The sequence below is a fragment of the Desulfobulbus alkaliphilus genome, assembly GCF_016918545.1.
Lineage (GTDB): Bacteria > Desulfobacterota > Desulfobulbia > Desulfobulbales > Desulfobulbaceae > Desulfobulbus > Desulfobulbus alkaliphilus.
Genome location: NZ_JAFFQC010000004.1, coordinates 134,096 through 157,574, shown reverse-complemented (window position 1 = coordinate 157,574; position 23,479 = coordinate 134,096). Strand labels below are relative to the sequence as shown.

The following is a 23,479-nucleotide window of genomic DNA, read 5'->3' as shown; positions in this document are numbered from 1 at the left end:
TATGAGCCAACAACTCGACCCCATCGATACCATCGCCACCAGAATATTTGAAGGGTATGTAGTCCGTAAAGACCTGGTGCGCCGATTTAAGGGACAATATCCCGTACCCACCTATGTTGCTGAATTTCTTCTTGGCCGCTACTGCTCCTCGGTGGATGAGGAGGAAATTGCCGAGGGGCTGAAAATCGTTGAACGTCAGCTCGGAGAGAAAACGGTCCGAGCCGGAGAACATGAACTCTTCAAGGCCCGTGCCAAAGAGAAAGGGGTGATCAAGCTGATCGATATCATCACCGCCCGGCTCGACTCGGCGACCGACTCGTTTTTGGCCACTCTGCCGAGTCTGCAGCTGAAAGATGTCCGCATCGATGCGGAGTTGGTCCACAGCAACGAGCGGATGCTTACCGGGGGGTTTTACGCCGAGGTCGAACTGATCTACGACCCGACCATTGCCCAGGAGAAAAATGGCCGCCCTTTTGGGATTGACTCGCTGCGGGAGATCCAGCTCTCCAAACGGGATGTGCTGCCGACCCTCTACCAGGGCCGCGAGGCTTTTGCCCATGAGGAGTGGCGGGATTTCCTGATCCGCAGCATCGGTATGGAACCCGAACGGCTCAGTCCCCGGGCCCGTGACATGATGCTGTTGCGAATGATCCCGTTTGTCGAGCGCAATTACAACATGGTCGAACTCGGGCCAAGAGGGACTGGTAAGAGCCATCTCTTTCAGCAAGTCTCCCCCTATGCCCACCTGATCTCCGGCGGCAAGGCCACCGTTGCCCGGATGTTCGTCAATAACTCCAGTGGCCAGCGGGGGCTGGTCTGCCAGTACGATGTGGTCTGCTTTGATGAAATCTCCGGCGTCTCCTTTGATCAGAAAGACGGCGTCAATATCATGAAAGGCTACATGGAGTCAGGCGAGTTCAGTCGGGGCAAGGAGAGTATTCGCGCTGATGGCGGTGTCGTGATGGTTGGCAATTTCGATGTCGACGTCCAGCACCAGCAGCGGGTCGGTCATCTGTTTGGCCCTCTGCCGCCTGAGATGCGCGACGATACCGCCTTCATGGACCGAATCCATGCCTATCTGCCGGGCTGGGATGTGCCGAAAATCCACAAAGAACTGCTGACCAACCACTTTGGCCTGGTCAGCGATTACCTCTCCGAGTGCTGGAACCAGTTGCGGCGCCAGAGCAGGCAGAACATTCTTCAGGGCAGGATCCATCTCGGTGGTGCCTTGAGCGGCCGCGATACCACCGGGGTGCAGAAGACGGTCAGCGGCTTGATCAAGCTGATGTCGCCCAACCCGGCCAGCCTTGTCTCCGAGGAGGTCCTGGAATGGGCCATTCGCTTGGCACTGGAGTGCCGTCGCCGGGTCAAGGAGCAACAGAAACGGATCGGCTCCGCTGAGTTCCGCAATACCCAGTTCAGCTACACTATGGGCGAAGATGGTGTTGAGAAATTTGTCGCCACGCCCGAACTCTACAGTGAAAACAGCATTAGCGGCGACCCGCTGCCCCCCGGCCAAGTGTGGGTGATCTCCGGTGGTGGTGGTGAGGAGCATCCTGGCCTCTACCAGGTGGACGTCACCGAGGGCCCGGGCAGTGGGGTAAAAATCCTCAATCATCCAACCCCCGCCCCGTTTCGGGAAAGTGTCCGCTGCGCCGAGCAGAACCTCTACGCCAGGGCCAAGGAGTTGGTTGGTGACCGTGAACCGCGCCAGCATGAATTCACCGTGCAGCTGCGGGCCTTTGACAGTGCCAAGAGCGGCTCTGCGGTTGGGGTGGCGGTGCTGTTGGCCCTGTGTTCCTCGCTCCTCCAGAAGAGTATCAAGGGTGGCCTGGTCATCACCGGCGGCCTCAACCTCGGTGGGTCTCTCGAGACCATCTTCAACCCCGTCGCGGTGGTCGAGACGGCCATAGAGAAGGGTGCTGCCAGTATCCTGATGCCAATCAACAGCAGGCGGCAGCTCAATGACCTGCCCGATGACCAGGCCGCCAGGATCACCATCCACTACTACCTTGATGCCCGTGATGCGCTGTTGAAGGGGTTGGCGGGTTAGTGTGCCCGGCAAGGAGTGCAGTGGTGCACCAGTAGTTCGTGGAGTATTCGCTGGGTTTCAATATGTATTTCCTGCGGTCACTGGTGAGACTGATCAGGGTAGATGATAACCAATGGGTGCTTTCACCCTCTTAAGATTGGCGAAACATTTGGTTTTGCTGTATAATATCAGTTAATTATGGAGTTGTTAATTGCTGGATGGGGGTGGTGAGATGAAAGCATTGCAGAATCGGGGTCCGGGGCGACCGACGACCATTGATGATAGCGTTATTGTCAAGCTCGAGATAGCCTTCAGTTTCGGGGTTACCGTCAAGCAGGCCTTGGAAATTGCCGGCATCACAAAAGATGCATATTATCGATTACTTGAGAGGCAGCCTGAGTTCCGCGACCGATTTCAACAGCTTCAAGATCGGCCGGCACTGATGGCCAAGCGGAACGTTATCATGGCTATCGAGGCCGGGGATGTTGCCGTCAGCCGTTGGTATCTTGAGCGAAGGTGTCCGGAGTTTCAGCGGCGGGGGCTTTCCTGGGGGAGTGACAAGGTTGCTGAGGATCTTGATGACCATGATGTGGTCAGGCAGTTGCGGGGGTTGCTTGATCGGGCAGCCCCCACAATCGCATGAGTGAATCTATCCAGCAAACTCCGGATAGTTTCTAGTAGATCCGATCGTTTACCATTTGATCTGCGTATTCTGCCATTGAAGAGCATTGACGAGCTATATGCTCAAGCATCTTGTACTGTTTTTGAGCGATAGCAATAAGTTTCTCATTATGTTCTATAGCATTTATATGCTGAATCAGCCTCAGCGCTTGATCGAATGAGAGGTTAAAATTACATTGAGCCATGATTATTTTTTGGGTTACTTCAAGTTCTTTGTCCATATCATCTCTTGATGGCTGAGTTTTAATTGCCACATTGAATGTGGTTTTTGTATCCTAGGATTTGATAAGATGCATGAATATTATTCCATTGGGGGGACACCCAAGGGTGATTATCTCGTCTATATTGATGAGAACACTTTCGAGGGCCTTCATGTACAATATCTCATTTGTCATCCTTGCCGGGCGTTACCGGACGGTTCAGGTTGTAGGTTTGGTATACGCCAGAACGTTTTTCGCGTTCTGGCATTCTAAAAACTTTACAGGGGTTGTTGAGTTGTTTCAATCCACTGCCGTTTTGAGGATTCTTGTTTCCAGTGGGGGGTATTTTGGTACATACAACCACTGCGTCAGCAGTGGTACTAATATATAGACTCATTGACGCTCTGGATTAATTCAATAATTACAGCATGTTGAACTGTGTCAACTGCTTTTGACGTGGTGGTGATTTGACGTGCAAAATGTTTAATGATATCGGTTGATTACACTGCGTCAAGCCCTGTTTGAAGTCAACCATAGTGCTGACGCGTGACCCAGTCCTGTCAGCTGAAGACCTAACCTTTGTGGAGTAATCCTGGACCTGGTCCGCAAAACTGTGGGATACAGCTGCGTTCACTGGGGCTGTATGGTTCCTGTCGTGTCCATATCTCCTCTCATGACCTCGCCTCCTGGTTTAAGTAGGTCGGTCCTAGCATGTGTTGGATACTTTTACGCTTACCCTTTTCGGCCTTGATCCATCCAGTGGTGATAGCCTTTTCGATGGTGTTTCGAGCAGCATGCATTGACAGGCCCATTTGTCTACTAACCTCTTGCACCAGATCGTTTTTCGATATCGGCTTGCCGAATTTATCGATGATGGTTGCGACAGCCTTGTGGTGTGTCTCCCCTGGATTAAAGAGAACGAAGTGCCGGGTCAAATCGCAACGGTGGAGGAGAAAGTGATTGTCTTGACGGGGACCATAGCGTTGCTTTTGGATGGTAAGATTGAGAGCTTTTGTGTTTTTGGCATGCTTGTCGTGACGAATACCAAGTAAGGTGGCACACCAGTCTCGTTTTGCCTCACCACCTCGAGGGGTGATAGGCAAATTGTTATCTCCGGCAACTACCTTTGTGACATGATCGGTGATCAGGCTGGCGCAGTTACATGGTGCCAGGACAATGTGTTTAAATTGGTCAAGCACACGCCGAACTTCTGTGTTGTTATTCTCCTCTTTGAGTTGGAAGAAGCTCAAGAAAGGGTCACATATCACGATATCGGCCTTGACCCGTTCAACTTCAGCCTTGATTCTGCGGAGCGTATCTCCAACTGTTAGATTTGGTACTGCGGTGAGAATGGCTATGAAGAGGTTTTCATCCACCAACCCTACCTTTTCCGGATTACCCGAACGATATCCCTCAAGCTGATCAACAAGGAGTTCTTTATAATACCCCATCGGTAGTTCTGCCTGCAGGATCAAAATTCGCATTGGGCCGGATGCCTTGAAGTCAAGGAAGTCCTCCCCCATGGCGGCGCGAACGGCAAAGTCAGTGATAAGGGTGGTTTTTCCGGTGCCGCCTGTACCTGCCAAAATTAAACCTTCCCCACGCACCATAAGAGCATCGCGAGTGTTACCGTAAAGAGGATTTGGAGGGGGAAAATCAGTGTTAAGGAATTTCTGGGCATTAACGATTTGGTACTGGTTTTGTTCCTTCACAGGACTTATGAGCTCACTGGACAAGCTAGCGAAGTCTTCTTCCGGGCGATCTCGCCCTTTCCAACCATTTGCAACTGCTTTGTGGAAAAGAGTTGCTATTGCGATATCCCCGCTGTTTGAGAAGGTGCCCCATTTTCTAGGGCACTCACCTTGCTGAAACTTTCTCCCCTTGGCAGACCATTTATCCCATATGAGCAAGCCTTCAAGGGAACCTTTAAATTCATGGTGAAGGGCCATCCCAATATCGACCCAGTCATTGTACTCCACATCAGGGTCTATATGATTGAGAGCTGCTTGGATCTTGTCGACATCGGGGTTGCTTAGGCGGCCAGTTGCGTCGGATTCGGTTTTAGGGGTGCTTCTGGTCTTTGCATTACCCTCTCTGGTCATACCCACGGGTGGAAATATTTGCTTAATTTCGTCCCATGACCAACGAGGAGCAATCATAAAATCATGCACTGATACCAGAAAAGGTTGGCAAGGATCCTTCATGTGGTTGAAACCAGCCAGCCGGAGGACACGAGATCGATCAGCAGCATTTTTATCCGAACCATAGTCTAAAACGAGACGTTGCTGGATTGATTCAAATTCATCGACCTGATCGGTACGAGTCAATATAAGTCGATGAAATTTGCCTGGACTAGTCTCAATCACAAAATGGGGGTTGCAAGGCAATGGTTTTCCTTCGCCATCGTCCTCCTGCCAGATGGCTCTGGTCTCTATTACATCTTTCTTTCTGCGTCGATTGCCAGCAGTAACATTGATGGTGACGAAAACCCCCGCTCCTTTGTTGTTCAAATAGCACAGTTCCTCCCAGTGCTGTTTAAGGGTGCCACGTAAAACACGAATTAGCGATTGGTCTTTTCGGTTCTTGTCGTCGTCGAAAGTCTGGAATGTGAATTCAGTTGCCGTTCGGTCCAGTAGCAGCAAATGAAATTCTGCTTCTGAGATGTCTTGCTTTGGCGGTGGGTTTAATCTTCCATTCAGATCTAATAAGTTTTTGGATTCTAAGCTAATTTCAGGTGTACTTGCTAAATGATTGTTTGCTTGGCCTGTCAAATCCGTCCCTCCCTGATAAATGGATACAACACCTGCGGTACCGTCGCGAGTAATCATCGTTCATATTTTGTGTCGATCACAGTTGCTCGAGCCTTGAGCCATTCCACCACTGCTGAAACTGGATAGGCAACCCGCCTGTTTCCAATTTTCAAGCGGACTGCTGGCCCCCGGCCCTGGGAATCTGCATTGGCAATCGTACCTGGAGCAATGGCGCCTCCGGTAAACTCACTGAGTTTTGATCGTTCCACGATTGCCGATGGCCACCGAGCTGCCATCTCCTCAAAAATATCTTTCATTGCTCACCTCTTTGTTAAGTAAGTTTTGATGTAATATACTAACCTGTGCGCACTGGTTCAATGTTTAAAATATAGTTAATTCAGGCACTTATACGCAAATTGCGTATTGAGTGAGATTAATGGTCATGAATTCGTACCCTTAGGAAAAAACACTTGTAGGTGTTTTTTTGCTCGACGGTCTGGGAGACTTATTGGGGTGCAGTATAAATGTCTGCAGCTGCGCAAAGTCGCGTATTATTAGCAGGTGAGGGGTGCATGCCCCGTAAGGGTAAACCTCTGCCGCAAAGCAATTCGTTGGCCCAATCGGTTGCCCCCCTTTTCTCGACTCATCGTTGGGATGCGAGAATGCACCAGCTCAAGGTCGGAGAGTAAAACATGTCGGACTATATTTTCTTGTTACCCCCGACCTCTGGGCTTCTTGAAAGGCGGCGAGGAGGAATGGCTGGTATAATACAGCAGGGTAAACAGGATGCAGAAATCGACTGGGGTGTAGAGATGTGGAGACGAATGGTGTGAGAAATGGCGATTGAGAAAAGGACGCTACATCGGAATAATCTCAGCCACGGGACACGAGGTGCGCGCACAAAAACTGGGACTATGTTGGGATTAGAGAGGCGAAAAACAACAGGCACTTAACTGAATGCCAGCTAAGTGCCTGTTTTTATGGTGGGCCGTTAGGGATTCGAACCCCAGACCAATTGATTAAGAGTCTGTGGGGCGCAAGATTTACCAATATTGACGGAAAACGATACACCTTGACAAAACAGGTAGTTACTGTTAATCGTACCTTGACGAAGATTGATTAAAACCACCCAAAAATGACCGAAAACATAACCCCGACCTAACCCCGACCTAACCCCAACCTAACCCCAACGTGGAGTCAATGGGTCCATGGAAAAGAAAAAAAAAGCGATCCGCACCGACGAAGAGAGAAAAATAAACTTCACCCTGAAGAGCATCACCGGCCTGCCCGTTCCAGAGAAGGGCCGGGTTGAATACTACGATACCAAGGTGCCGCATCTGCTTATCAGGGTCCATTCGACGGGAAAGAAAACATTCATGCTCTACCGCTGGCACCATGGACGCCCGGTGCGTGTGACCATCGGCACACCTGGGTCAGGGCTGTCCATCGAGCAAGTTCGTAAAGAGGCCGAGAGGCTTAATGCCGAATTCGCAGCCGGCAACAACCCCGCCGAGCAGAAGCGCGCTATGCGAAACGAAGATACCTTTGACGACCTGTTCTGTCAATATTTAGAGAGGCACGCGAAGCAGCACAAGCTCACCTGGCAGGCCGACGAGGAATCCTACAAGCGCCACATTGCACGACCCCTGGGCAAAAAGAGGTTATCCGCGATCACCCGCAAAGACATTGCCGACCTGCATGTCAGGATTGGCAAGGACCGACCGACCACGGCCAACCGCATCCTTGCCCTGATCAGCAGCGTTTTCGGCCGCGCGATCGAGTTCGGCTTGTGGGCAGGGAATAATCCCTGCGCCGGTATCCGCAGATACACTGAAGAGGCCCGCGACCGGTTCCTGTCTGGCGATGAATTACGGAGGTTCTTTGAGGCCTTGGAGCTGGAGCCGAACGAAACCACCCGTGACTTTTTCGCTGTTGCCCTGCTCACCGGTGCGAGAAGGGCCAACGTGCTCGAGATGAAATGGGCTGACCTGGACTTGGAAGCTGGCACCTGGCGGATAGGGCGGACCAAGAACGGAACCCCGCAAACCGTGGCGCTGGTGCCGGCCGTGGTGGAGTTGCTGCGGATCAGGCGAGAGCAAATCAAGAGCCTTTTCGTTTTCCCCGGATCGGGCAAGACCGGCCATCTGGTGGAGCCGAAGAAGGGATGGGCGCGTATCTGCAAGGCCGCCGGCATCGAGGGCGCTCGGATTCACGATCTGCGCCGGACCATGGGTTCCTGGCAGGCAATGACCGGTGCAAGCCTCCCGGTTATCGGCAAGAGCCTGAACCACAAGAACCAGGCCACAACGGCGATATATGCGCGTCTCGACCTGGACCCGGTTCGGTGCGCCATGGAGAAAGCCGCGGATGCCATGATGGCGACCAGGGACCAGGAGCCGAAAGTGGTCAAGTTGCGCCAGGCCGGCGGCGAGTAGCAGCTGTACAAGAAATTGACGGGTTAGGGAGGCCACCCGAAAAGCCGCGACCCTGGCGGCCTACCCGTCATCCTCACCAGGGAGGCCCTAGGGAGGGCTATTACATGCACACCGACTTTCCCGAGTGGTTACTCGGTTACGACCCCCCACCAACCGAAGTTCGGGAAAATATCCTTGCCCTGCTCCCCGAAGGGCCGGACGCCCACCATATTATGGACACCCTGTGTTTTATCGCTCATGGCTATGCCTGTGACGACAGGGAGCGGCGCACGTATCAGGATATTTACAATCGCCAGAAGCGTAAGCCCGGCATCAAGAACCCTGACCCCTACACGCAACACGCTGGTGAGGAGCTGGAGCGGATCAGAGCCGCGGCGCTGGAGCTGCGCGACGCCATCGAATCGGTTCGGCACCATGCGCGCCAACTGCTCGACAAGGAGTTGCGTGGCGTCCATCGCGCGAAACTGCTCTACACCGCCGAGTTCGACCCAGCTAACCCGAGAGCCGGCCGCAACATCTACAAACCGCACATGTATTCCGTCGGCAGAGAGACGACCCTGCACCAGCTGCACCATATCATTGATGCCATAGACGGCAACGCCGATGAAGGGCGAGAAGGGCTGCTGGCGGAGGTTGGCCGCCGCCGCCGGCCGGAAGGCATAAAGCCCCTGGTTGAAGATATCGGCCGTGAATACCGCTATGCGCTGAAGCGAGTACCAACACAGAGCGAGCTGACAGGAATGCTCAAAGCAATCTTTGGTGAACAATTCGCCCGAGGAACTGGCTATGTGAAGGAATGGTGTAAAACGGCCAATGCCACCACCAGGGAGTCAGAGAAGGAGGAAAACAAATAACCATCACCCGCCAAAGCACTACAGCGTAAAGCTATCTCCTTGTTTTTGCGCTGAACAAAAATAGTCAGGTCTTTTCCGCCCCGCCGTATCGCGCAACTACCTGTTTTTCAGTTAATTGCCGCCCCTCTGTGATGTTTTTCCGACCAGCGATTTTAGTACATTTGTTTCACTCAAAAAGTGCCGCTATAACTCTCCGTAACGAATAAACTACACCTGCACGGAGATATTCCTATGTATCGAGGACAGAAGACCACCACCCCCCTCCTTTCCCCAGTCGAGGCTGCGGAAATCCTTGGCATCAAGGTTGACACCCTGACCGTTTGGAGATCCACGAAGCGCTATCCCCTCCCTTTTGTCCGCGTAGGCCGGAGCATCAAGTATAAGGCCGAGGACGTGGCGGAGTTCATTGAACGGCAGACCATCGCCGGGCAGTGAAAATGAAAAAACCCCACCCCCAGTGGCGACCAGGGGCAGGGCGGGAATCAAGACACCCGCACTATACCCTGCACATCCGCCACGCACAAGTGAAAGTACTGTTTTGTGGTCTTTTATTCACCTCTGCAATGCTCATCAAGGAGGTGGTCGCATGACAGCTTTCCTCGAAACCGGCCCCCCTATGCCCACCGAACCGCCGCCCGAGTATTTCGAAATGCTGCGGCAGGGCGAGGAGGAGCGTTTGGCGTACGGGCAAGGCCAGGGCGATGGACACCACCAGGCCGGGCACGATCATGTCGAGCCCCACCGTGTGCTAACCCTTGAACAGTACATGGTCGAGCCATTCCCGCCCGTGGAGCCGCTGATCGGCACCCCGGCTGCGGCGCTTTTGGTTCGTGGCGAAGGTCTCATTCTCACGGCACCCGGTGGAGTGGGCAAGACAACATTCTTGTCAGACGGGCTTTTCAAGCTGGCGCTTGCCTTGAAATATCTTGGCTACATGGTCGCAAAGCCGGTGCGGAGCTGCATGCTGCAAGCCGAGATCCCCGGCAGCTATTATCAGCAAATGGTTCGGCGGCAGTCTGATGGCTATAGCCAGGCAAATGAGGGCCAGGCAGTCGAGGCCCTCCGCCGAATCCATATACCGCTGTTTAGCAAGGTTCCCGACCTGGGCACCGAGGACGGATTAAAAACCCTGCGTGAAGTTCAGCAAGAGACCGGTGCGGACTTGATTATCATCGACCCATATCTGTCCTTTTTCCCGAACGTGAATGAGAACGACAACGGTGCAGTCCGGGCTGCGCTGGACAGGCTGAAGTTCGACGTTCTCCTGCCTGGAAATTGCGGAGCGATCATTGCCGACCACCAAGCCAAACCGCAAGCAGGGCAGGATGGCGGCAATGATCCGCGCGGAGCCGGCGCAAAGCGGGACTGGTGCGCTGCCCTGATAGCCATGAAGCGGACCAAGACCCCGGACGGCGAGCACGGTGACTTCCTCAAGCTCACCCTGGACAAGCTGCGTTACGGCCCGGTTCCTCGTGACCCGCTCACCCTGCACCGCGACCCATTCAGCGGCCGTTTCGAGTTGTGGCACCGACACAGCGTCCCTCCTGAACGAGTGGCGGAGCTGGTGAGCGAGACCGAGGGAGGCCAATCGAAAAATCAGCTGATCAAATTGGTGACGCAAGAGCTGACCCTTTCGGGCAACGATGCGCGCGCACTGATCGAAACCGCTGTTGCCGAAAACCTGCTCACTGTGGAGGAGGGTCCGAACAGATCACAACGTCACTATATAGGCCCCGCATATATGCCACATCGTGGGGCAATGCCGAGTGGTTCTGGAGCTTGCCCGGGTGGTTCAGGACCGAGTGGTTTATCTGAGCCACCACTGGCGACGAACCGCTGAAAATATCGTGAAAACAGCAATATCCGGTGGTTCATGCACCGGGTGGTTCACAGTGTGGCTGAACCACTGCAATGGACTGGAATCACACAAAGATTTTGAGTGGTTCAGGTGGTCCCCCTTACAGGGGTAATTCACTATTGAACAGTGAACCACTCCTGGGCGAAAACCGGCCCACCAAGGAAGGGAAGTTTTCCCTTTGCCTGGAGGATGAAATCATGCTGCTCGAACTGATCACCGAAGACGGTTTGACCCCGACCCGGAAGGGACCAGACGAATGGTCTTCTCCTTGCCCGGCATGCGGCGGCAGGGACCGGTTCATCATCCATCCCGAGAGGGGAAGGTACTGGTGCCGTGGCTGCGGCAACAAGGGCGATGCCATCCAGTACCTGCGCGACCACCGGAACATGAGCTTCCACCAGGCGGCGGAATTCGCGGGCAGACCCATGGAGTCATCCCTTGCCGGGCGAAAGAGGGCAAGGAACCCGCAGGAGTCCGCTAGAGCGACGACAGCACCACCACATGCAGCATGGACCGCGCAGGTCGAGAAATTGATTACAGAGAAGCACAAGGCCCTTGTCAGCGATCCCTGGCGTCTGGGCTGGCTTTTGGAATTCCGAGGGCTGACCAGGGACACGGCCAAGCGGTTCCGCCTGGGCTGGAACGAGCGCGACATCTACATGGACCGGGCCGCATTGGCGCTGCATCCCGAGCTGCGCACTGATGGCAAGCCGAAGAAGCTGCCCATTCCCGCCGGGCTGCTGATTCCCGGCCCGGATCGGCTGCGGGTCCGGCGGATGGAGCCGGGCAGGTTCGGCAAATATTATGTGGTCCCCGGATCGGGCAACGCCCCCCTGGTCATCGGTGCGGAGCATCCAGTCAAGGCCACCGGCGCCGTTATCGTGGAGTCTGAACTTGACGCCATGTTGCTGTGGCAGGAGATCCCCACCCAAGTCTTGATTGTCGCCACCGGATCAACCAGCAACGGCCCGGATGAGGCCATGGCCGCCGACCTGAACAGGCGCCCGTTCGTACTGGTGGCGCTGGACACGGATACAGCCGGTGCCAAGGCCGCCTGGGGGAAATGGATGGGCACTATCCCCAACGCAACCCGCACACCGATACCGGCCACATGGGGCACCGACCCCACCGACGCCTTCCTTGCCGGGCATGACCTGGGCGAGTGGTTCCGGGCAGCGCTGCGCGTTGCAGGATGCCACAGCGGCAACGGCATGGATCTTCAACCGGCGGCGCCACCCCTCGAGACCACCGGCCCACCCGTGGCAGGCCTGCCCTGCGGCGGCTGCGGGCGGACAGTCTACCGCCGAGTGATTGACGGCTTCACATATCCGGATGGCACCTTGGCTGACGGCTGGCACTGCTCCACCCCTGGATGCTCGGTGAAGCTAATGGCCAACACCAACCAGGCCAGAGTGGATGGGCCGCGCTGCGACCAACCACCCGCACGGCCACCGCTGCCATGCTTGACCACCTGACCGACCTGTTTGACAGGTACCGAACCCCCCAGATTCGAGCGGGTCCTCCCAGAGGTTCGAAGCCTCACGGGTCCGAAGCGCCCCGATGAAAGCGCATGGGGAAAAATTTTACCGAAAGAGGATGAACGGATGGAGAATTTCAAGAGTCTTGCGGCCGTCTTACGGCACCTGCACGCCGATGGCTGGCAAATTGCCCGCACTCAATTTTACCGACACGCCGACGAAGGCAAGCTGGAACGTTCCCCTGATGGGACCTATTCCCTGTCGGCTGTGGTCCGTTACGCGGAGCGATTCTGCAAGCGGGCGGCGACCGGCAAACCGTTGGCGGCATCAAAGGCCACCGTGGCGGAGCAGCGCGACGAAATCCGCCTGGAGCGGGAGGCGCTGAAGTTGGAGTCGGAGCGGCTGGAGTTCGAACGCCTTGCCGGCAAGCTGGTGAGCTTTAATGACGTTGAGGACATGACAATTGCCCGAGCCGTGGCTATGCTGGCTCACCTGAAAGCCATGGCGCAAATGAATGCAGCCGAGTGGATCGACCTTGTAGGCGGTGACCAGGCCCGCCACCGCGAACTGATAGCCGCTATATGGGACGCCATCGAAGAGCAAATGGCCACCTTTGCCAGGGATATCGAGTTCGAGGTTATTTTCGAGGCGGCTGTCATACCCGAGGTGCCCGCAACCGACGATGACGACAACCCCGCAACGGGTCCTTCCAGGTCGTCAGACAAGCGGGTCGTTTGACGCGCCGGGTTTGGCCCCATTTGAAACCGGCTCAAGGGTGAAATAATGAAGCCGGCCGACCATTGAGAAGCAAACTTCAGTCGCGACCATGCCGAGCTGCAATACCGCCGGCTGGAACTGACGCAAATCGAGACCATATTGCAGAGGTGACACCATGGCAGACTATGACATCAACCAGGCCCGCATCACTGGCGGCGTGGAAAAATTCGACCACATCAATACCAGGACCGGCACCCCGATGATAAAGGCGCTGGTGCGATGCTACCGGGAAACCGTTTCCGTGGTCGCATTCAAGGAGCTGGCCGAGAATACCGACCTGGCCCCCGGCGATAGAGTGGATGTTCGTGGCAAGATACAATCCACGTCCTGGACAGCGCAGGATGGCTCCAAGCGCTACGGCTGGCAGCTGATTGCGGATCACATTGACTTGATAGGTGACCCACTGGCCGAATCACAGGCCACCGGTGAGCCACAACTCCCGGCACCGGCGCCACCATCGACCCGGCCCGCATCCCCTGCCCGGAAGAATGAAACACAGCATCGCATGTTTAATCCGGATGAACCCGGCCCGTACGATTACCAGGGAGGTCCGTTCTGATGGGCGCCGAAATCACCACCGTGGATTTTACCGAGTATCTTTCTTTGCCAGGCGTCAACTGGTCACGGCTCAAATTGTACGGCCACAGTCCAGCGCACTATCGACTTGTTGCCGATGCCCCGCCATCACCACCCACCCCTGCCTGTCTGATCGGGCAAGCGATCCATGCGCGGGTCCTCGAGGGCGAGGCCGCATATCAGGAGCGGTTCGCCGTGGCACCCGAGGGCATCGACAAGCGCACCAAGGCCGGGAAAGCAGCATGGGCAGAGTTCGAGGCCGAGGCCGCCGGGCGCGCCATGCTCACCGCTGACCAGGCGGCGGCGATCAATGGCATGGCGGAAGCGATCAGCAAGAGCAAGACCGCGACCAAGTTGTTATCCCGCTGCACCCTGCGGGAATCGACCCTCACCTGGACCGACCCGGCCACCGGCATCTCCTGCAAGGCCCGACCCGATGCCATGGACCCGGAAACCGGGCTATTGCTCGACCTGAAGAGCACGAACGACGGCACCATGGATGCCATCCGCCGCGACGTGGCCAAGCGCTTGTACTTCGGACAGCTGGCGTTTTACCGCCGAGGGATCGAGGCCAGCACCTTCCCGGCCGGCCCGACCGTGCTCCTGTTTGTCGAGAGCACCGCGCCGCACGGCGTACGCTGCGTGGTCCTGGACGACGAAGCCTTGATGGCCGGCGACAACATCGTTGAACAGCTGCTCACCCTACATGCCAAATGTGAGGAAGCCGGAGTGTGGCCAGGCTATGAGGATAGGGTGGAGACTGTGAGCTTGCCCCCGTGGGTGACCAGGGAGGCCGCGGTATGAAACGACGCACCAAGGCACAGGAGGCCCGGCTTGCTGAACTGCTGGCGGCAGGGTGGAGCGTGTACGAGGAACTCCCTTTGCTCGGTATAGTCAACCTGATCCGCAACACCATGACCGACACCGGCGCCGTTGGTATCGAGACTATGACCATCGGCCGAAAAGGCCAAACTTTGAAAGAGGACCACCACCATGCAAGACGATAACCGCGATCATTTACCCGCTGAAGCATCGACCCTGCCGACGCCCCCCACCGTATCGTCACCGCTTCCTGTCGGCAGTGTGTTTTCCGGCCCGGAAATGTTCGATTATGGCCAACGGGCAGCACGCCTCCTGGCGGCATCTTCACTGTTGCCGGCGGCATTCAAAAACAGCATCAGTGACTGTTTCGTTGTCCTCGAGATTGCGGCACGGATCGGTGCAAGCCCTCTGGCGGTGGCGCAGAACATCCACATTATTAACGGGCGGCCATCCTGGAGCGCGCAGTTCTGCATTTCACTGGTGAACAGCTGCGGCCGATTCAGTCAGTTGAAATACGACCTGACAGGCGAGGGAGACAACCGCCGGTGCATTGCCTGGGCGATCGAGAAAGCCACAAGCGAGCGGATCGAGGGACCGCCGGTGGATATCAACATGGCAAAGGCTGAAGGCTGGTTCAGCAAGAACGGCTCCAAGTGGAAAACCATGCCGGAGCTGATGTTGAGATATCGAGCCGCCGCTTTCTTTGCCCGGACCTACCTGGCCGAGTACCTGCTCGGCATGGGCACCATTGACGAGGCCCACGACATCGCCGCATCCAGCCAGGGCAACCCGGCCGCGGCAGTCGAAGCCCTGCTTGTAGATGAGGCAGACCAGTGAGCACGGTGCTTGTCCTGGGCATTGACCCCGGCCAGACGGGCGCCGTTGCTGTGTACGATGGCGAGCGGATCGAAGCTATTCTTGACATGCCGACCATGGCCCGCTTGCATGGCAAAGGGAACCAGGTGGACCCGTACGCCCTCACCACGGCGCTGATCGACCTGTGCGCAGGGCGGCGTGCATCGGCTATCCTCGAGGCCGTATCTGCCATGCCCGGACAAGGGGTATCTTCCACCTTTCGCTTTGGCGAGAGCCTGGGCGTGGTCCTGGGCGTGCTCGGTGCGCTGCAGGTTCCGGTTCGTATGGTCACCCCTGCCAGGTGGAAAAGGGCAGCCGGCCTGCAGGGCAGGGATAAGGACGCTGCGCGGACCCTGGCTATTCAGCTTCACCCCGAGGTGGCGGACCAGCTGACCCGCAAGAAGGATATCGGCCGGGCGGATGCTGTCTGTATCGCTCGGTTCGGATAAGGGCGAGCGATGAGCAAACGGCACCATGGCGGCAACGAAAAATCCGTTGACAGGCGCAGGACCCGGAAGGTAACGTGAATGCCTCAAAACCATAACGGCGTTGACCCCGCCCAAAACAGGTCTTTTTTTTGCCAATCAATTTTGCTGTCAGTGTCGGGTATCCGCGAGGACCCGGAAGCCGTTATGGGCTTTGAGATCACTGGCAGCATTTTTTTTGGAGGAAGTGAGCCATGGAGAAATATTTGATGAACCCGCACACCGGGTCTGTCCAGACAGAACCCGAATGGGGTGATGATTACGCTAACACTGATCCTGAATTATGGGGTGGTCCCTCTTTCGAGGATGCCGAGCTGGTGGAGCTTGCGACACTGTTGGTCTCTGGGCATGGGGGCCGTGATGGCGGAATGTGCCAGGACGGTACGGTGGTCTCCTGTGACGGTGAGGCTTTCCGGGTGGTCTGCGATCACCCTGAAGGGTGGCACATCACCACAGACCCCATGGCACGCCGTGTACTGGCTGAGCCTATCGAGTGGGACCATGTAGACGGCGCCGCAGATGATATTCGATGCTATATGGAGGTGGCGCCGTGAGGAAGCAAACATTCCCCCCCATCTATGACTTCGGGATCACCACCATGAAAGGGGTGGTCGATTCGATCGGCAACAGTCCTGTATTCGGTTTTGAGGAAATAACGCCGGAGTGGAAAGCCGCGAGTTACGCAATCAGGGCGCAGCAAGAAAGCGGAGACCCGATTGACGAGGACAGCATCGAGGCCCACCTTGACGTCCTCATCGAGCGCGGAGCAGTGTTTGAATATAGGCCGGCAAAGCTGCTGGCCCTGGCGTATGCGGAAGGCGAGGTGGCGCCATGAAGACAGTGCCGCTGAATATATTCGATGCTATATAGAGACCTGACCAGGCCGTTACAGCGTAACAAAAGAGCTTCACCCCCACAGCGCCACCAAATCCACATTTTATTCCTGAAAATCCCGCAAACCAGCTTTCCAAGGTGCAAGCCCTGGGGAGCTGGCCATTTACCGCTTTGCTAGCGGCCAGCAAAGCCAATCCACCAGCAGGCCCCCCGCCGGTACCTCCTCTTTCTCAGTAACCAACCAGGCCACCATCACCTGCAGGGAGGACGATCACCTCCAGGGCAGTATGAACCCTTGCGTCAAAGATGAACAACGGAAAGAGGGCTGCTCTGGGATCCGGTGGAGCTGACCAGGGCAGCTGATACAATCGGCAGCCAAGGCAACAACAAAAAACCGTTGACAATTCCAAGGCCGGAAAGGTAACGTGAAATCCTCAAAACAGCGATGGTGCCAGACCACACCTAAAACAGGTCTTTTTTTTCGCCTACAACTAATTTTGCCGTCAAGTGTCGGGTATCCGCGAGGACCCGAAAGCCATCGCTGGCTTTGAGATCACTTGACGGCATTTTTATTGGAGGAAACCCCATGGAAACCTTGAAACTGCAACTCACCATCGACCGTACCGTCGCCATTCTTGCCGGGAAATCCACCCACGGCACAGTGGAGGTACCCCTTACCGACGCCGACCTGGTAGAAATGTCCGACCAGGAACGACAAATTTTAGCTAACCTGCCCACGTTTAACAATGTTCTATCGCTTGACGGCATTGACCCCCGTATAGGCCACCCGGCACCGAAACTGCCCCCTGTCGCTGACGCAACCTTGCCCACCATCCGCAAGTTACTGTTGACCCGCGAACAACTGGTACAAGACCAAATCAAACAACGGGAACAGCGCCAAAAGGAAGCCCTTGCACAATGGGTTACCGAGGCCCTGGCCGCCGACGACCAGCAGTGGCTTGTTGGCGACCCTGGAAGAGAGCAAGCGGCAGCGCCGGGATATTACAGCCATGTAGAGAGATCAGTGGTACACGCTGACCCACGCATAGCGCCAAAATTGGCAAAGATGCAGGAGCAGGCCGACGAGCGCAACCAGGCATACCGTGAAAAGAAAGCAATAGAGGTTGCAGAAAGAGAGCGCCGGAATGCCGAAAGGGAAACCGAAGAGAAACGCCAGGTAGCAGCACGAGCGGAACAAATCAGGCAGTGGGTACTTGACCATGGTACCCCCGGCCAAAAGGCCAGGCAAGAGCGCGGACTTTTACCCGAAAAAGAGATCGTTACAGAGATTGCCGACCGTGTTTTTTCGCCGCTTGCGGAATGGGACACCTTCGAACTGATCACCGAACAGGATATTTTTGAATCCTACAGCACCGACATGTACAGCGATACCGCAATATATGACGACTGGCCGGCAGAGGAGGCCACCGACAATGAATTTTCCGCCGTGGAAAAGATCGAGCAAGCCTTGCACGAATACCAACCAACCGTTTCACTCCATGTTTACCGAGGCAGGCTAAAAAACAGCAGCGAAGAAGACGACGAGGAATTCCAGGTCATCCGAAAGGCCGCCATTGTCAAGGTGACTGTCGGTGAAATCACCATTGAACGCCGGTTTGCAGTATGACCGAAGCGGCATTGAAAAAACGTATCGCTTATTTCGAAGGAAGAATGCAGGCCGCCCGGACACAGGGCGGCCGCACCCGTGCACGGAATTGCTGGCGACAAGCCCGAAAACAGTTGATACGACTACAGCAAACCGGCTCCATTTGTGGCTGGTCACAGGTCCGGCTTGACGATCCAAAATAAATTCTCAGTACACCAGATCACCCGCCGTTGACAACACGGCAAGATTGTTACTGTGTAACGAGAAAAAAGGAAAGGCCATGGCAGCAATGACCCCCGCCGAAAGACAAAAGCGATACCGGAAAAGAGCACTTCGGGACCCGGAAGGCTTATTATTGGCCAGGCTTCAAGTTATGCTTGGCCCCCACGCATCAGCCAACCTTGACCGTATATGCCAGAAAACAGGATGGAGCAAGCGCGAAGCAGTGGAAAAGGCACTTAATGACCTGGCCAAATCGTTACAGTGTAACGATACAGATTGATTTTATCAGGAGAGCAAAAATGTTACCCAGCGAGCACATGGACACAGAAAACACGGTAACCCTTGATGGAACTGACATTGAAACAATCAATTTCGGCCTGGAAAAGATCGACCAGGCGCAAAAGACTTGCTCCATGCTCAATATGATACTTTTGGCCATGAATGACCGGGAAGCACAAAGAGCCCCCGCTATAAAAGAGGTTCTCAATCACTGGCTTTTACAAGCCGGCATCGCATCGACGCTTGAGCTTGTCGGCGCAGCGTTACGCGAGGCTGAAGGAGACATCACGACCATGTTTGAAAGAAATGTCGTGTTCTCTGATCCAGACGTAAACAGATTGTACGACCACGCCCACAAAAGAAAACCCGCCGAAGGGTGATGGAGTAAATACCCATCCGCCGCCGATACACCGGCGAAACCGTTACAGTGTAACCCTTTCACCCTGCCCGGCGTTCTGCTCGGCAGGGTTTTTTTGTACGGATCGAGAGGACGGAAAAGTGTGGGTTGATAGCTGGGGAAGTTCCGTACAGCCTAACCCCGACCTAACCCCAAAGAAAAACAGGGAGCACGACTTGTATCGTAACTCCCCGTTTTTACTGGTGGGCCGTCGGAGATTCGAACTCCGGACCAATTGATTAAGAGTCAACTGCTCTACCAGCTGAGCTAACGGCCCAAAGTGATGGCTGTGCGAGGATGGCATGGGGGACGCAGGAAAAACGCCCCCTTTGCGGTGCATTTTCTTAGCACACCCGGTGCAAGGCGTCAATAGATAGCTCAGGGAAAACCCTGATCGTTTTCAAATCGTTTGTATTGGTCAGGGGTCGTGTTTTTTCTTGACATTGGACGTTGCCGTTCTACCTTGGAAGATATTTGGCATGCTGCTGGCGGAGACCCCCGAAATGTGCATGCCCTTGCGGATTCAGGGAATTGTCATCGAGGAGAAAGAAGCATTCATGGAAAATAAGGAACCGTCGGCTGCGGGTTCGGCGCCTTCTGACGAGGAGCCTCCTGGTAAATCGTTGATCGAAAAGATCAAATCCCTTCTTCGTATGCGGGGGGCGCCCGACACGACTGAGAAACTCGAGCATGAAATTCAAGAACTTTTGGAAGAGGGCGAGGAGCATGGATTGATCACGGTCCACGAAGAGCGGTTGATCAACTCCATTTTTGATTTTCGCGGTACCATTGCCTCGGAAATCATGACGCCCACAGCGGAAATGGTCTGCTCCGAACAGGGGACTTCGATCCCGGAGTTGATCCGTCTGATCAATGACGAGGGGTACACCCGTATTCCAATTTATCAAGGCAACACCGATCATATTATCGGTATCCTCCATGCCAAGGATCTGTTACGCATCTGCGTTTGCGATTCTCAGACCGAAGTCGACATCAAGGAGTTTCTCAATCCCGCTGCCTTTATTCCCGAATCCAAACCGATCATCGAACTGTTGCGTGAGTTCCAGAGCAAAAAAAACCACATGGCCATCGTGGTCGATGAATTTGGTGGAGTGCGTGGACTGGTGACCCTGGAAGACGTGATCGAGGAGATTGTCGGTGAAATCGATGACGAGCATGATGTTGAGGAAAGTGAGCTGCGTATCGTTGATGAGCGGACCGTTATTGTTGATGCCAAAATCGATATCGAAGAGGTGGAGGCGCATTTTCGCCTCAGCCTGCCCGAAGGACCTTTCGAATCCGTGGGGGGATTCATCACCCATCGTCTGGGTAAGGTGCCGCCGGCCGGCATTATTGTCCAGGAGGGGCCCCTTGCCTTCAAAGTGCTCAGTGCTGACCAGCGGCGGGTCAAGACGGTGAGAATCGTCTCCAACAATGAAGCTGTACTCCGTACCTGATCGTCTCGGGCCCCTGCTCCTGCTCGGAGCGGTGACGGCCGTGCTCCTCGCCTTGGCCATGCCCGGACATACCGGCTGGTGGCCGCTGCTCTTCGTGGCCCTGGTGCCGCTGCTGATGGGGACCCTGTATGCCTCCCCGGGCCGCAGCGCCCTGATGGGCTTTTGCTTCGGTCTGTTGTATCATCTTGCCCTGCTGTACTGGATTTTGATTGTTCTCGGCCGCTACGGTGGACTGCCGATATGGATTTCCCTGCCCGCCCTGGTGCTTCTGGCCGCGTACATGGCCTGCTATTCGGCGCTGTTCTGTGCGCTGCTCAGTCTGCTCACCGGCCGGTACTGGCACCGGGAACGTTCGGTGGCTGACCTGGTCTGGGCCGCGCCGACATTCTGGGTGGGACTCGATTACCTGCGCGGATATCTTTTTACCGGCTTCCCCTGGATGGATCTTGGCTACGGTTTGTTCAGCCAGCCGACTTTCATCCAGGCCGCCGATCTCGGTGGCCATCATCTCATTACCTTCAGCCTGGTTCTCTGTAACGGTCTGATCCTGGGCATCATCGACCGGCAGCGGCGAGCGGTTCACTGGAACCTGCGTCGGGAGCGTCGTCTGCTGCTCATGGCCTGGCTGGTGCTGATTTTTGTCGGCGGCTATTCCTACGTCCGTTATCAGGTGATGGAATCCACCCTTGGCAGATCTCTGCAGGCCCAGGTAGCGGTGGTTCAGGGGAACATCGACCAGTCGATCAAATGGTCGGAAAAAATGAGAGCGGCCACGGTCGAAAGCTACCTCAATCTTTCCCGTCAGGTGCTGGAGGGCACGGACACCGAGCTGGTGGTCTGGCCGGAAACCGCCTTGCCCTTTTTTCCGCAACAGGATCCGCTCATGTATCGGGTCACGGATTTTGTCACCACCGCCAACACCTGGCTGTTGACCGGGGCGCCGCTCTACAAAATTACACCCGGCGAAGAGGAAGTCGACCAGGTAGAATATTTCAACGGGGCCCTGCTGATCGGCCCTGATGGTCAGCCGGGCGGCCAGTATGCCAAGCAACACCTGGTCCCCTTTGGCGAGTACGTCCCCCTGCGCCGGTACCTGCCTTTTCTCGAACCTCTGGTGGTCAGCATCGGTGATTTCACTCCCGGCACTTCGTCGGCGCCCCTGGAACTGGGGACGATGCGCTTGGGGATCCTGATCTGTTATGAATCGATCTTTCCCGCTATTGCCCGGCAGACCGTGGACCAGGGGGCCAACCTGCTCGTCAATATCACCAATGATGCCTGGTACGGACAATCGAGCGCCCCATACCAGTCCATGGCCATGACGGTCTTTCGCGCCGTGGAAAACAGGCGAACTCTTGTCCGGGCGGCCAACACCGGTATCAGCGCTTCAGTGGATCCTCTGGGGCGGATCGTAGGTGCAACCGCTCTCTTCACCGAGGCGGCCCTGCTTGTTCAGGCCCCGCTGCTCACTGAGGAAAGCGTGTTTAACCGTCATGGATATAACTTCGGCAAGGTCTGCGCCGTTCTCATCCCGCTGTTGCTGGTGATCCGTGGTCGACAGCGCTGAGTGACGCAACCCCGACGCGCAGTTGCATTATGGACGGCCTTTTTCCCGTTGCCTCCTTTCCCCCTTGAGACTTGCAGAAATTCTGTTTAAAGTTAAAGATTAATTTAGACGAGATACTTGCGTTCACCATCAAGAGAGCCGGACGCATCTTTTTTTTGTATTGACCTTGGATCAGAAAGTGAGGCAGACCATGACCGAAGTGACCGAATCAGCAGAAGCGAAACAAGTGCTTGAGAGTCTCAAGGCGAAAATGCTCGTGCTCAAGGAGCATCTTTGACTTGGATGACAAGCGTGAACAGGTGGAGTTGCTGGAACGGCAGACCCTCAGTCCGCAGTTCTGGGATGATCAGACCGAGGCCAAACGGGTGCAGCGCCAACTGGGGCAGTTGCAGGACCTGATCGGGGTATGGCAGAAGCATTTCAGCGATCTCGAGGATGCTGATATGCTCCTGGATCTGGCGTTGGAGGAAGATGACCGGGAAACGTATCTGGAGGTCGTCTCCGGGCTGGATAAACTGCGTCGCCGCATCGACCAGGTCGAGTTGGAATGCATGTTCAGCGGTGAGCATGATACCAACAACGCCATCCTCACCATCCATGCCGGGGCCGGGGGCACCGAGGCCCAGGACTGGGTCGGCATGCTGTTGCGCATGTACCTGCGCTGGGCGGAAGCCAAGGGATTCAAGAGCGATATTCTCGATCTGCTCCCCGGGGACGAGGCTGGTACCAAAAGTGTCACCATGCTCATCAAGGGCAAGTATGCCTATGGGTATCTTCGCTCCGAGGTCGGCATTCATCGGCTGGTGCGCATATCGCCTTTTGATGCCAGCGGCCGGCGGCACACCTCCTTTGCCTCGGTCATGGTTATGCCGGAACTGGACGACGATGTCGATATCGAGATCAACGACAAGGACATCCGCATCGACACCTACCGGGCCAGCGGTTCCGGGGGGCAGCATGTCAATAAAACCGACTCGGCCATCCGGATCACCCATTTCCCCACCGGCATCGTGGTCCAGTGTCAGAATGAGCGATCCCAGCACCGCAACAAGGACATGGCCATGAAAATGCTCATGGCCCGGCTCTTTGAACGGGGAAAGGAGGATCAGCTCCGCGCCCAGGAGAATCTCCAGGGGGACAAGAAAGAGATCGCCTGGGGCAGCCAGATCCGTTCCTATGTGCTGCAGCCGTATCGGATGATCAAAGACCACCGCACCAACTGCGAGGAAGGCAATGTCGACGCCGTGCTCGACGGCCGGATCGATCCCTTTATCAAATCCTTCCTCCTCTGGCAGCCTTGAGGCGGTAGCGGAG

At 55.7% G+C, this 23,479-nt stretch carries 24 protein-coding genes and 1 tRNA gene; 21 read left to right on the top strand and 4 right to left on the bottom strand.

Annotated features, from left to right (window positions below; translation table 11 throughout):
* Nucleotide 1: 1 nt before the first annotated feature.
* The gene (gene brxL / locus JWG43_RS03755) at nucleotides 2-2,053 is read left to right on the top strand and encodes a BREX system Lon protease-like protein BrxL (RefSeq protein WP_205241475.1); all 2,052 of its coding nucleotides are present in this window, start codon (nucleotides 2-4) and stop codon (nucleotides 2,051-2,053) included.
* A gap of 211 nt (nucleotides 2,054-2,264) precedes the next feature.
* On the top strand, nucleotides 2,265-2,675 hold the full coding sequence (locus JWG43_RS03750) for a hypothetical protein (protein WP_205241474.1): 411 nt from the start codon (nucleotides 2,265-2,267) through the stop codon (nucleotides 2,673-2,675).
* 31 nt (nucleotides 2,676-2,706) lie between these two features.
* On the opposite strand, the gene JWG43_RS03745 is transcribed toward JWG43_RS03750, so the two are convergent.
* From JWG43_RS03745 to JWG43_RS03735, 3 genes are all read right to left on the bottom strand, one after another.
* A complete protein-coding gene (locus tag JWG43_RS03745; protein WP_205241473.1) occupies nucleotides 2,707-2,934 on the bottom strand; it encodes a hypothetical protein in 228 nt (75 codons plus the stop codon).
* Nucleotides 2,935-3,584: 650 nt separating this feature from the next.
* Complete coding sequence (locus tag JWG43_RS03740; protein ID WP_205241472.1) at nucleotides 3,585-5,741, bottom strand: PriCT-2 domain-containing protein; 2,157 nt, start codon at nucleotides 5,739-5,741, stop codon at nucleotides 3,585-3,587.
* Nucleotides 5,738-5,980, bottom strand: a complete 243-nt coding sequence (locus tag JWG43_RS03735) for a hypothetical protein (RefSeq protein ID WP_205241471.1) — start codon at nucleotides 5,978-5,980, stop codon at nucleotides 5,738-5,740. Before JWG43_RS03735 ends, JWG43_RS03740 begins: the two co-directional genes overlap by 4 nt.
* Before the next feature lie 891 nt (nucleotides 5,981-6,871).
* Between JWG43_RS03735 and JWG43_RS03730 the strand changes: the two genes are divergently transcribed.
* The 16 genes from JWG43_RS03730 (at nucleotide 6,872) to JWG43_RS03655 (ending at nucleotide 19,124) form a co-directional block, all read left to right on the top strand.
* Nucleotides 6,872-8,098, top strand: coding sequence for a tyrosine-type recombinase/integrase (locus JWG43_RS03730; protein ID WP_205241470.1), 1,227 nt, complete (start codon nucleotides 6,872-6,874; stop codon nucleotides 8,096-8,098).
* Between the two features lie 104 nt (nucleotides 8,099-8,202).
* Nucleotides 8,203-8,952 carry a hypothetical protein gene (locus tag JWG43_RS03725; protein WP_205241469.1) on the top strand — a complete coding sequence of 250 codons (750 nt, stop codon included), beginning with the start codon at nucleotides 8,203-8,205 and terminating at the stop codon, nucleotides 8,950-8,952.
* 231 nt (nucleotides 8,953-9,183) lie between these two features.
* Nucleotides 9,184-9,387 (top strand): helix-turn-helix domain-containing protein, encoded by a 204-nt coding sequence (locus tag JWG43_RS03720; protein WP_205241468.1) that lies wholly within the window; start codon nucleotides 9,184-9,186, stop codon nucleotides 9,385-9,387.
* A gap of 151 nt (nucleotides 9,388-9,538) precedes the next feature.
* Nucleotides 9,539-10,792 (top strand): AAA family ATPase, encoded by a 1,254-nt coding sequence (locus tag JWG43_RS03715; protein WP_205241467.1) that lies wholly within the window; start codon nucleotides 9,539-9,541, stop codon nucleotides 10,790-10,792.
* A 137-nt stretch (nucleotides 10,793-10,929) separates the two neighbouring features.
* Nucleotides 10,930-12,285 carry a CHC2 zinc finger domain-containing protein gene (locus JWG43_RS03710; protein ID WP_205241466.1) on the top strand — a complete coding sequence of 452 codons (1,356 nt, stop codon included), beginning with the start codon at nucleotides 10,930-10,932 and terminating at the stop codon, nucleotides 12,283-12,285.
* Nucleotides 12,286-12,414: 129 nt separating this feature from the next.
* Nucleotides 12,415-13,026 carry a hypothetical protein gene (locus JWG43_RS03705; protein WP_205241465.1) on the top strand — a complete coding sequence of 204 codons (612 nt, stop codon included), beginning with the start codon at nucleotides 12,415-12,417 and terminating at the stop codon, nucleotides 13,024-13,026.
* A gap of 154 nt (nucleotides 13,027-13,180) precedes the next feature.
* Entirely contained in the window at nucleotides 13,181-13,624 is a 444-nt protein-coding gene (locus JWG43_RS03700) for a single-stranded DNA-binding protein (RefSeq protein ID WP_205241464.1), read from the top strand.
* Entirely contained in the window at nucleotides 13,624-14,445 is an 822-nt protein-coding gene (locus JWG43_RS03695) for a PD-(D/E)XK nuclease-like domain-containing protein (RefSeq protein WP_205241463.1), read from the top strand. Before JWG43_RS03700 ends, JWG43_RS03695 begins: the two co-directional genes overlap by 1 nt.
* Nucleotides 14,442-14,648: a hypothetical protein gene (locus tag JWG43_RS03690; protein WP_205241462.1), complete on the top strand. Its 207-nt coding sequence runs from the start codon at nucleotides 14,442-14,444 to the stop codon at nucleotides 14,646-14,648. The genes JWG43_RS03695 and JWG43_RS03690 overlap by 4 nt, the downstream gene beginning before the upstream one ends.
* The gene (locus JWG43_RS03685) at nucleotides 14,635-15,300 is read left to right on the top strand and encodes a recombinase family protein (RefSeq protein WP_205241461.1); all 666 of its coding nucleotides are present in this window, start codon (nucleotides 14,635-14,637) and stop codon (nucleotides 15,298-15,300) included. The genes JWG43_RS03690 and JWG43_RS03685 overlap by 14 nt, the downstream gene beginning before the upstream one ends.
* Nucleotides 15,297-15,767 (top strand): RuvC family protein, encoded by a 471-nt coding sequence (locus tag JWG43_RS03680; RefSeq protein WP_338033225.1) that lies wholly within the window; start codon nucleotides 15,297-15,299, stop codon nucleotides 15,765-15,767. The genes JWG43_RS03685 and JWG43_RS03680 overlap by 4 nt, the downstream gene beginning before the upstream one ends.
* Nucleotides 15,768-15,997: 230 nt before the next feature.
* Complete coding sequence (locus JWG43_RS03675; RefSeq protein ID WP_205241460.1) at nucleotides 15,998-16,357, top strand: hypothetical protein; 360 nt, start codon at nucleotides 15,998-16,000, stop codon at nucleotides 16,355-16,357.
* Nucleotides 16,354-16,638 (top strand): hypothetical protein, encoded by a 285-nt coding sequence (locus JWG43_RS03670; RefSeq protein ID WP_205241459.1) that lies wholly within the window; start codon nucleotides 16,354-16,356, stop codon nucleotides 16,636-16,638. The genes JWG43_RS03675 and JWG43_RS03670 overlap by 4 nt, the downstream gene beginning before the upstream one ends.
* A gap of 585 nt (nucleotides 16,639-17,223) precedes the next feature.
* Nucleotides 17,224-18,264, top strand: a complete 1,041-nt coding sequence (locus JWG43_RS03665; RefSeq protein ID WP_205241458.1) for a hypothetical protein — start codon at nucleotides 17,224-17,226, stop codon at nucleotides 18,262-18,264.
* Between the two features lie 259 nt (nucleotides 18,265-18,523).
* Nucleotides 18,524-18,745: a hypothetical protein gene (locus JWG43_RS03660; protein WP_205241457.1), complete on the top strand. Its 222-nt coding sequence runs from the start codon at nucleotides 18,524-18,526 to the stop codon at nucleotides 18,743-18,745.
* A 19-nt stretch (nucleotides 18,746-18,764) separates the two neighbouring features.
* The gene (locus JWG43_RS03655) at nucleotides 18,765-19,124 is read left to right on the top strand and encodes a hypothetical protein (protein WP_205241456.1); all 360 of its coding nucleotides are present in this window, start codon (nucleotides 18,765-18,767) and stop codon (nucleotides 19,122-19,124) included.
* A gap of 218 nt (nucleotides 19,125-19,342) precedes the next feature.
* On the opposite strand, the gene JWG43_RS03650 is transcribed toward JWG43_RS03655, so the two are convergent.
* Nucleotides 19,343-19,418 (bottom strand) — tRNA-Lys (locus JWG43_RS03650).
* Between the two features lie 202 nt (nucleotides 19,419-19,620).
* Here JWG43_RS03650 and JWG43_RS03645 point away from each other — a divergent pair.
* The 3 genes from JWG43_RS03645 (at nucleotide 19,621) to prfB (ending at nucleotide 23,466) form a co-directional block, all read left to right on the top strand.
* Entirely contained in the window at nucleotides 19,621-20,598 is a 978-nt protein-coding gene (locus JWG43_RS03645; RefSeq protein WP_240193362.1) for a hemolysin family protein, read from the top strand.
* The gene (gene lnt, locus JWG43_RS03640) at nucleotides 20,576-22,165 is read left to right on the top strand and encodes an apolipoprotein N-acyltransferase (RefSeq protein ID WP_205241455.1); all 1,590 of its coding nucleotides are present in this window, start codon (nucleotides 20,576-20,578) and stop codon (nucleotides 22,163-22,165) included. Before JWG43_RS03645 ends, lnt begins: the two co-directional genes overlap by 23 nt.
* A gap of 190 nt (nucleotides 22,166-22,355) precedes the next feature.
* Nucleotides 22,356-23,466 (top strand): peptide chain release factor 2 gene (gene prfB, locus JWG43_RS03635; RefSeq protein WP_240193361.1). Its coding sequence is split into 2 segments (ribosomal slippage): nucleotides 22,356-22,439 and nucleotides 22,441-23,466, totalling 1,110 coding nucleotides; the frame shifts between segments, so codons are not numbered across the junction.
* Nucleotides 23,467-23,479 lie beyond the last annotated feature (13 nt).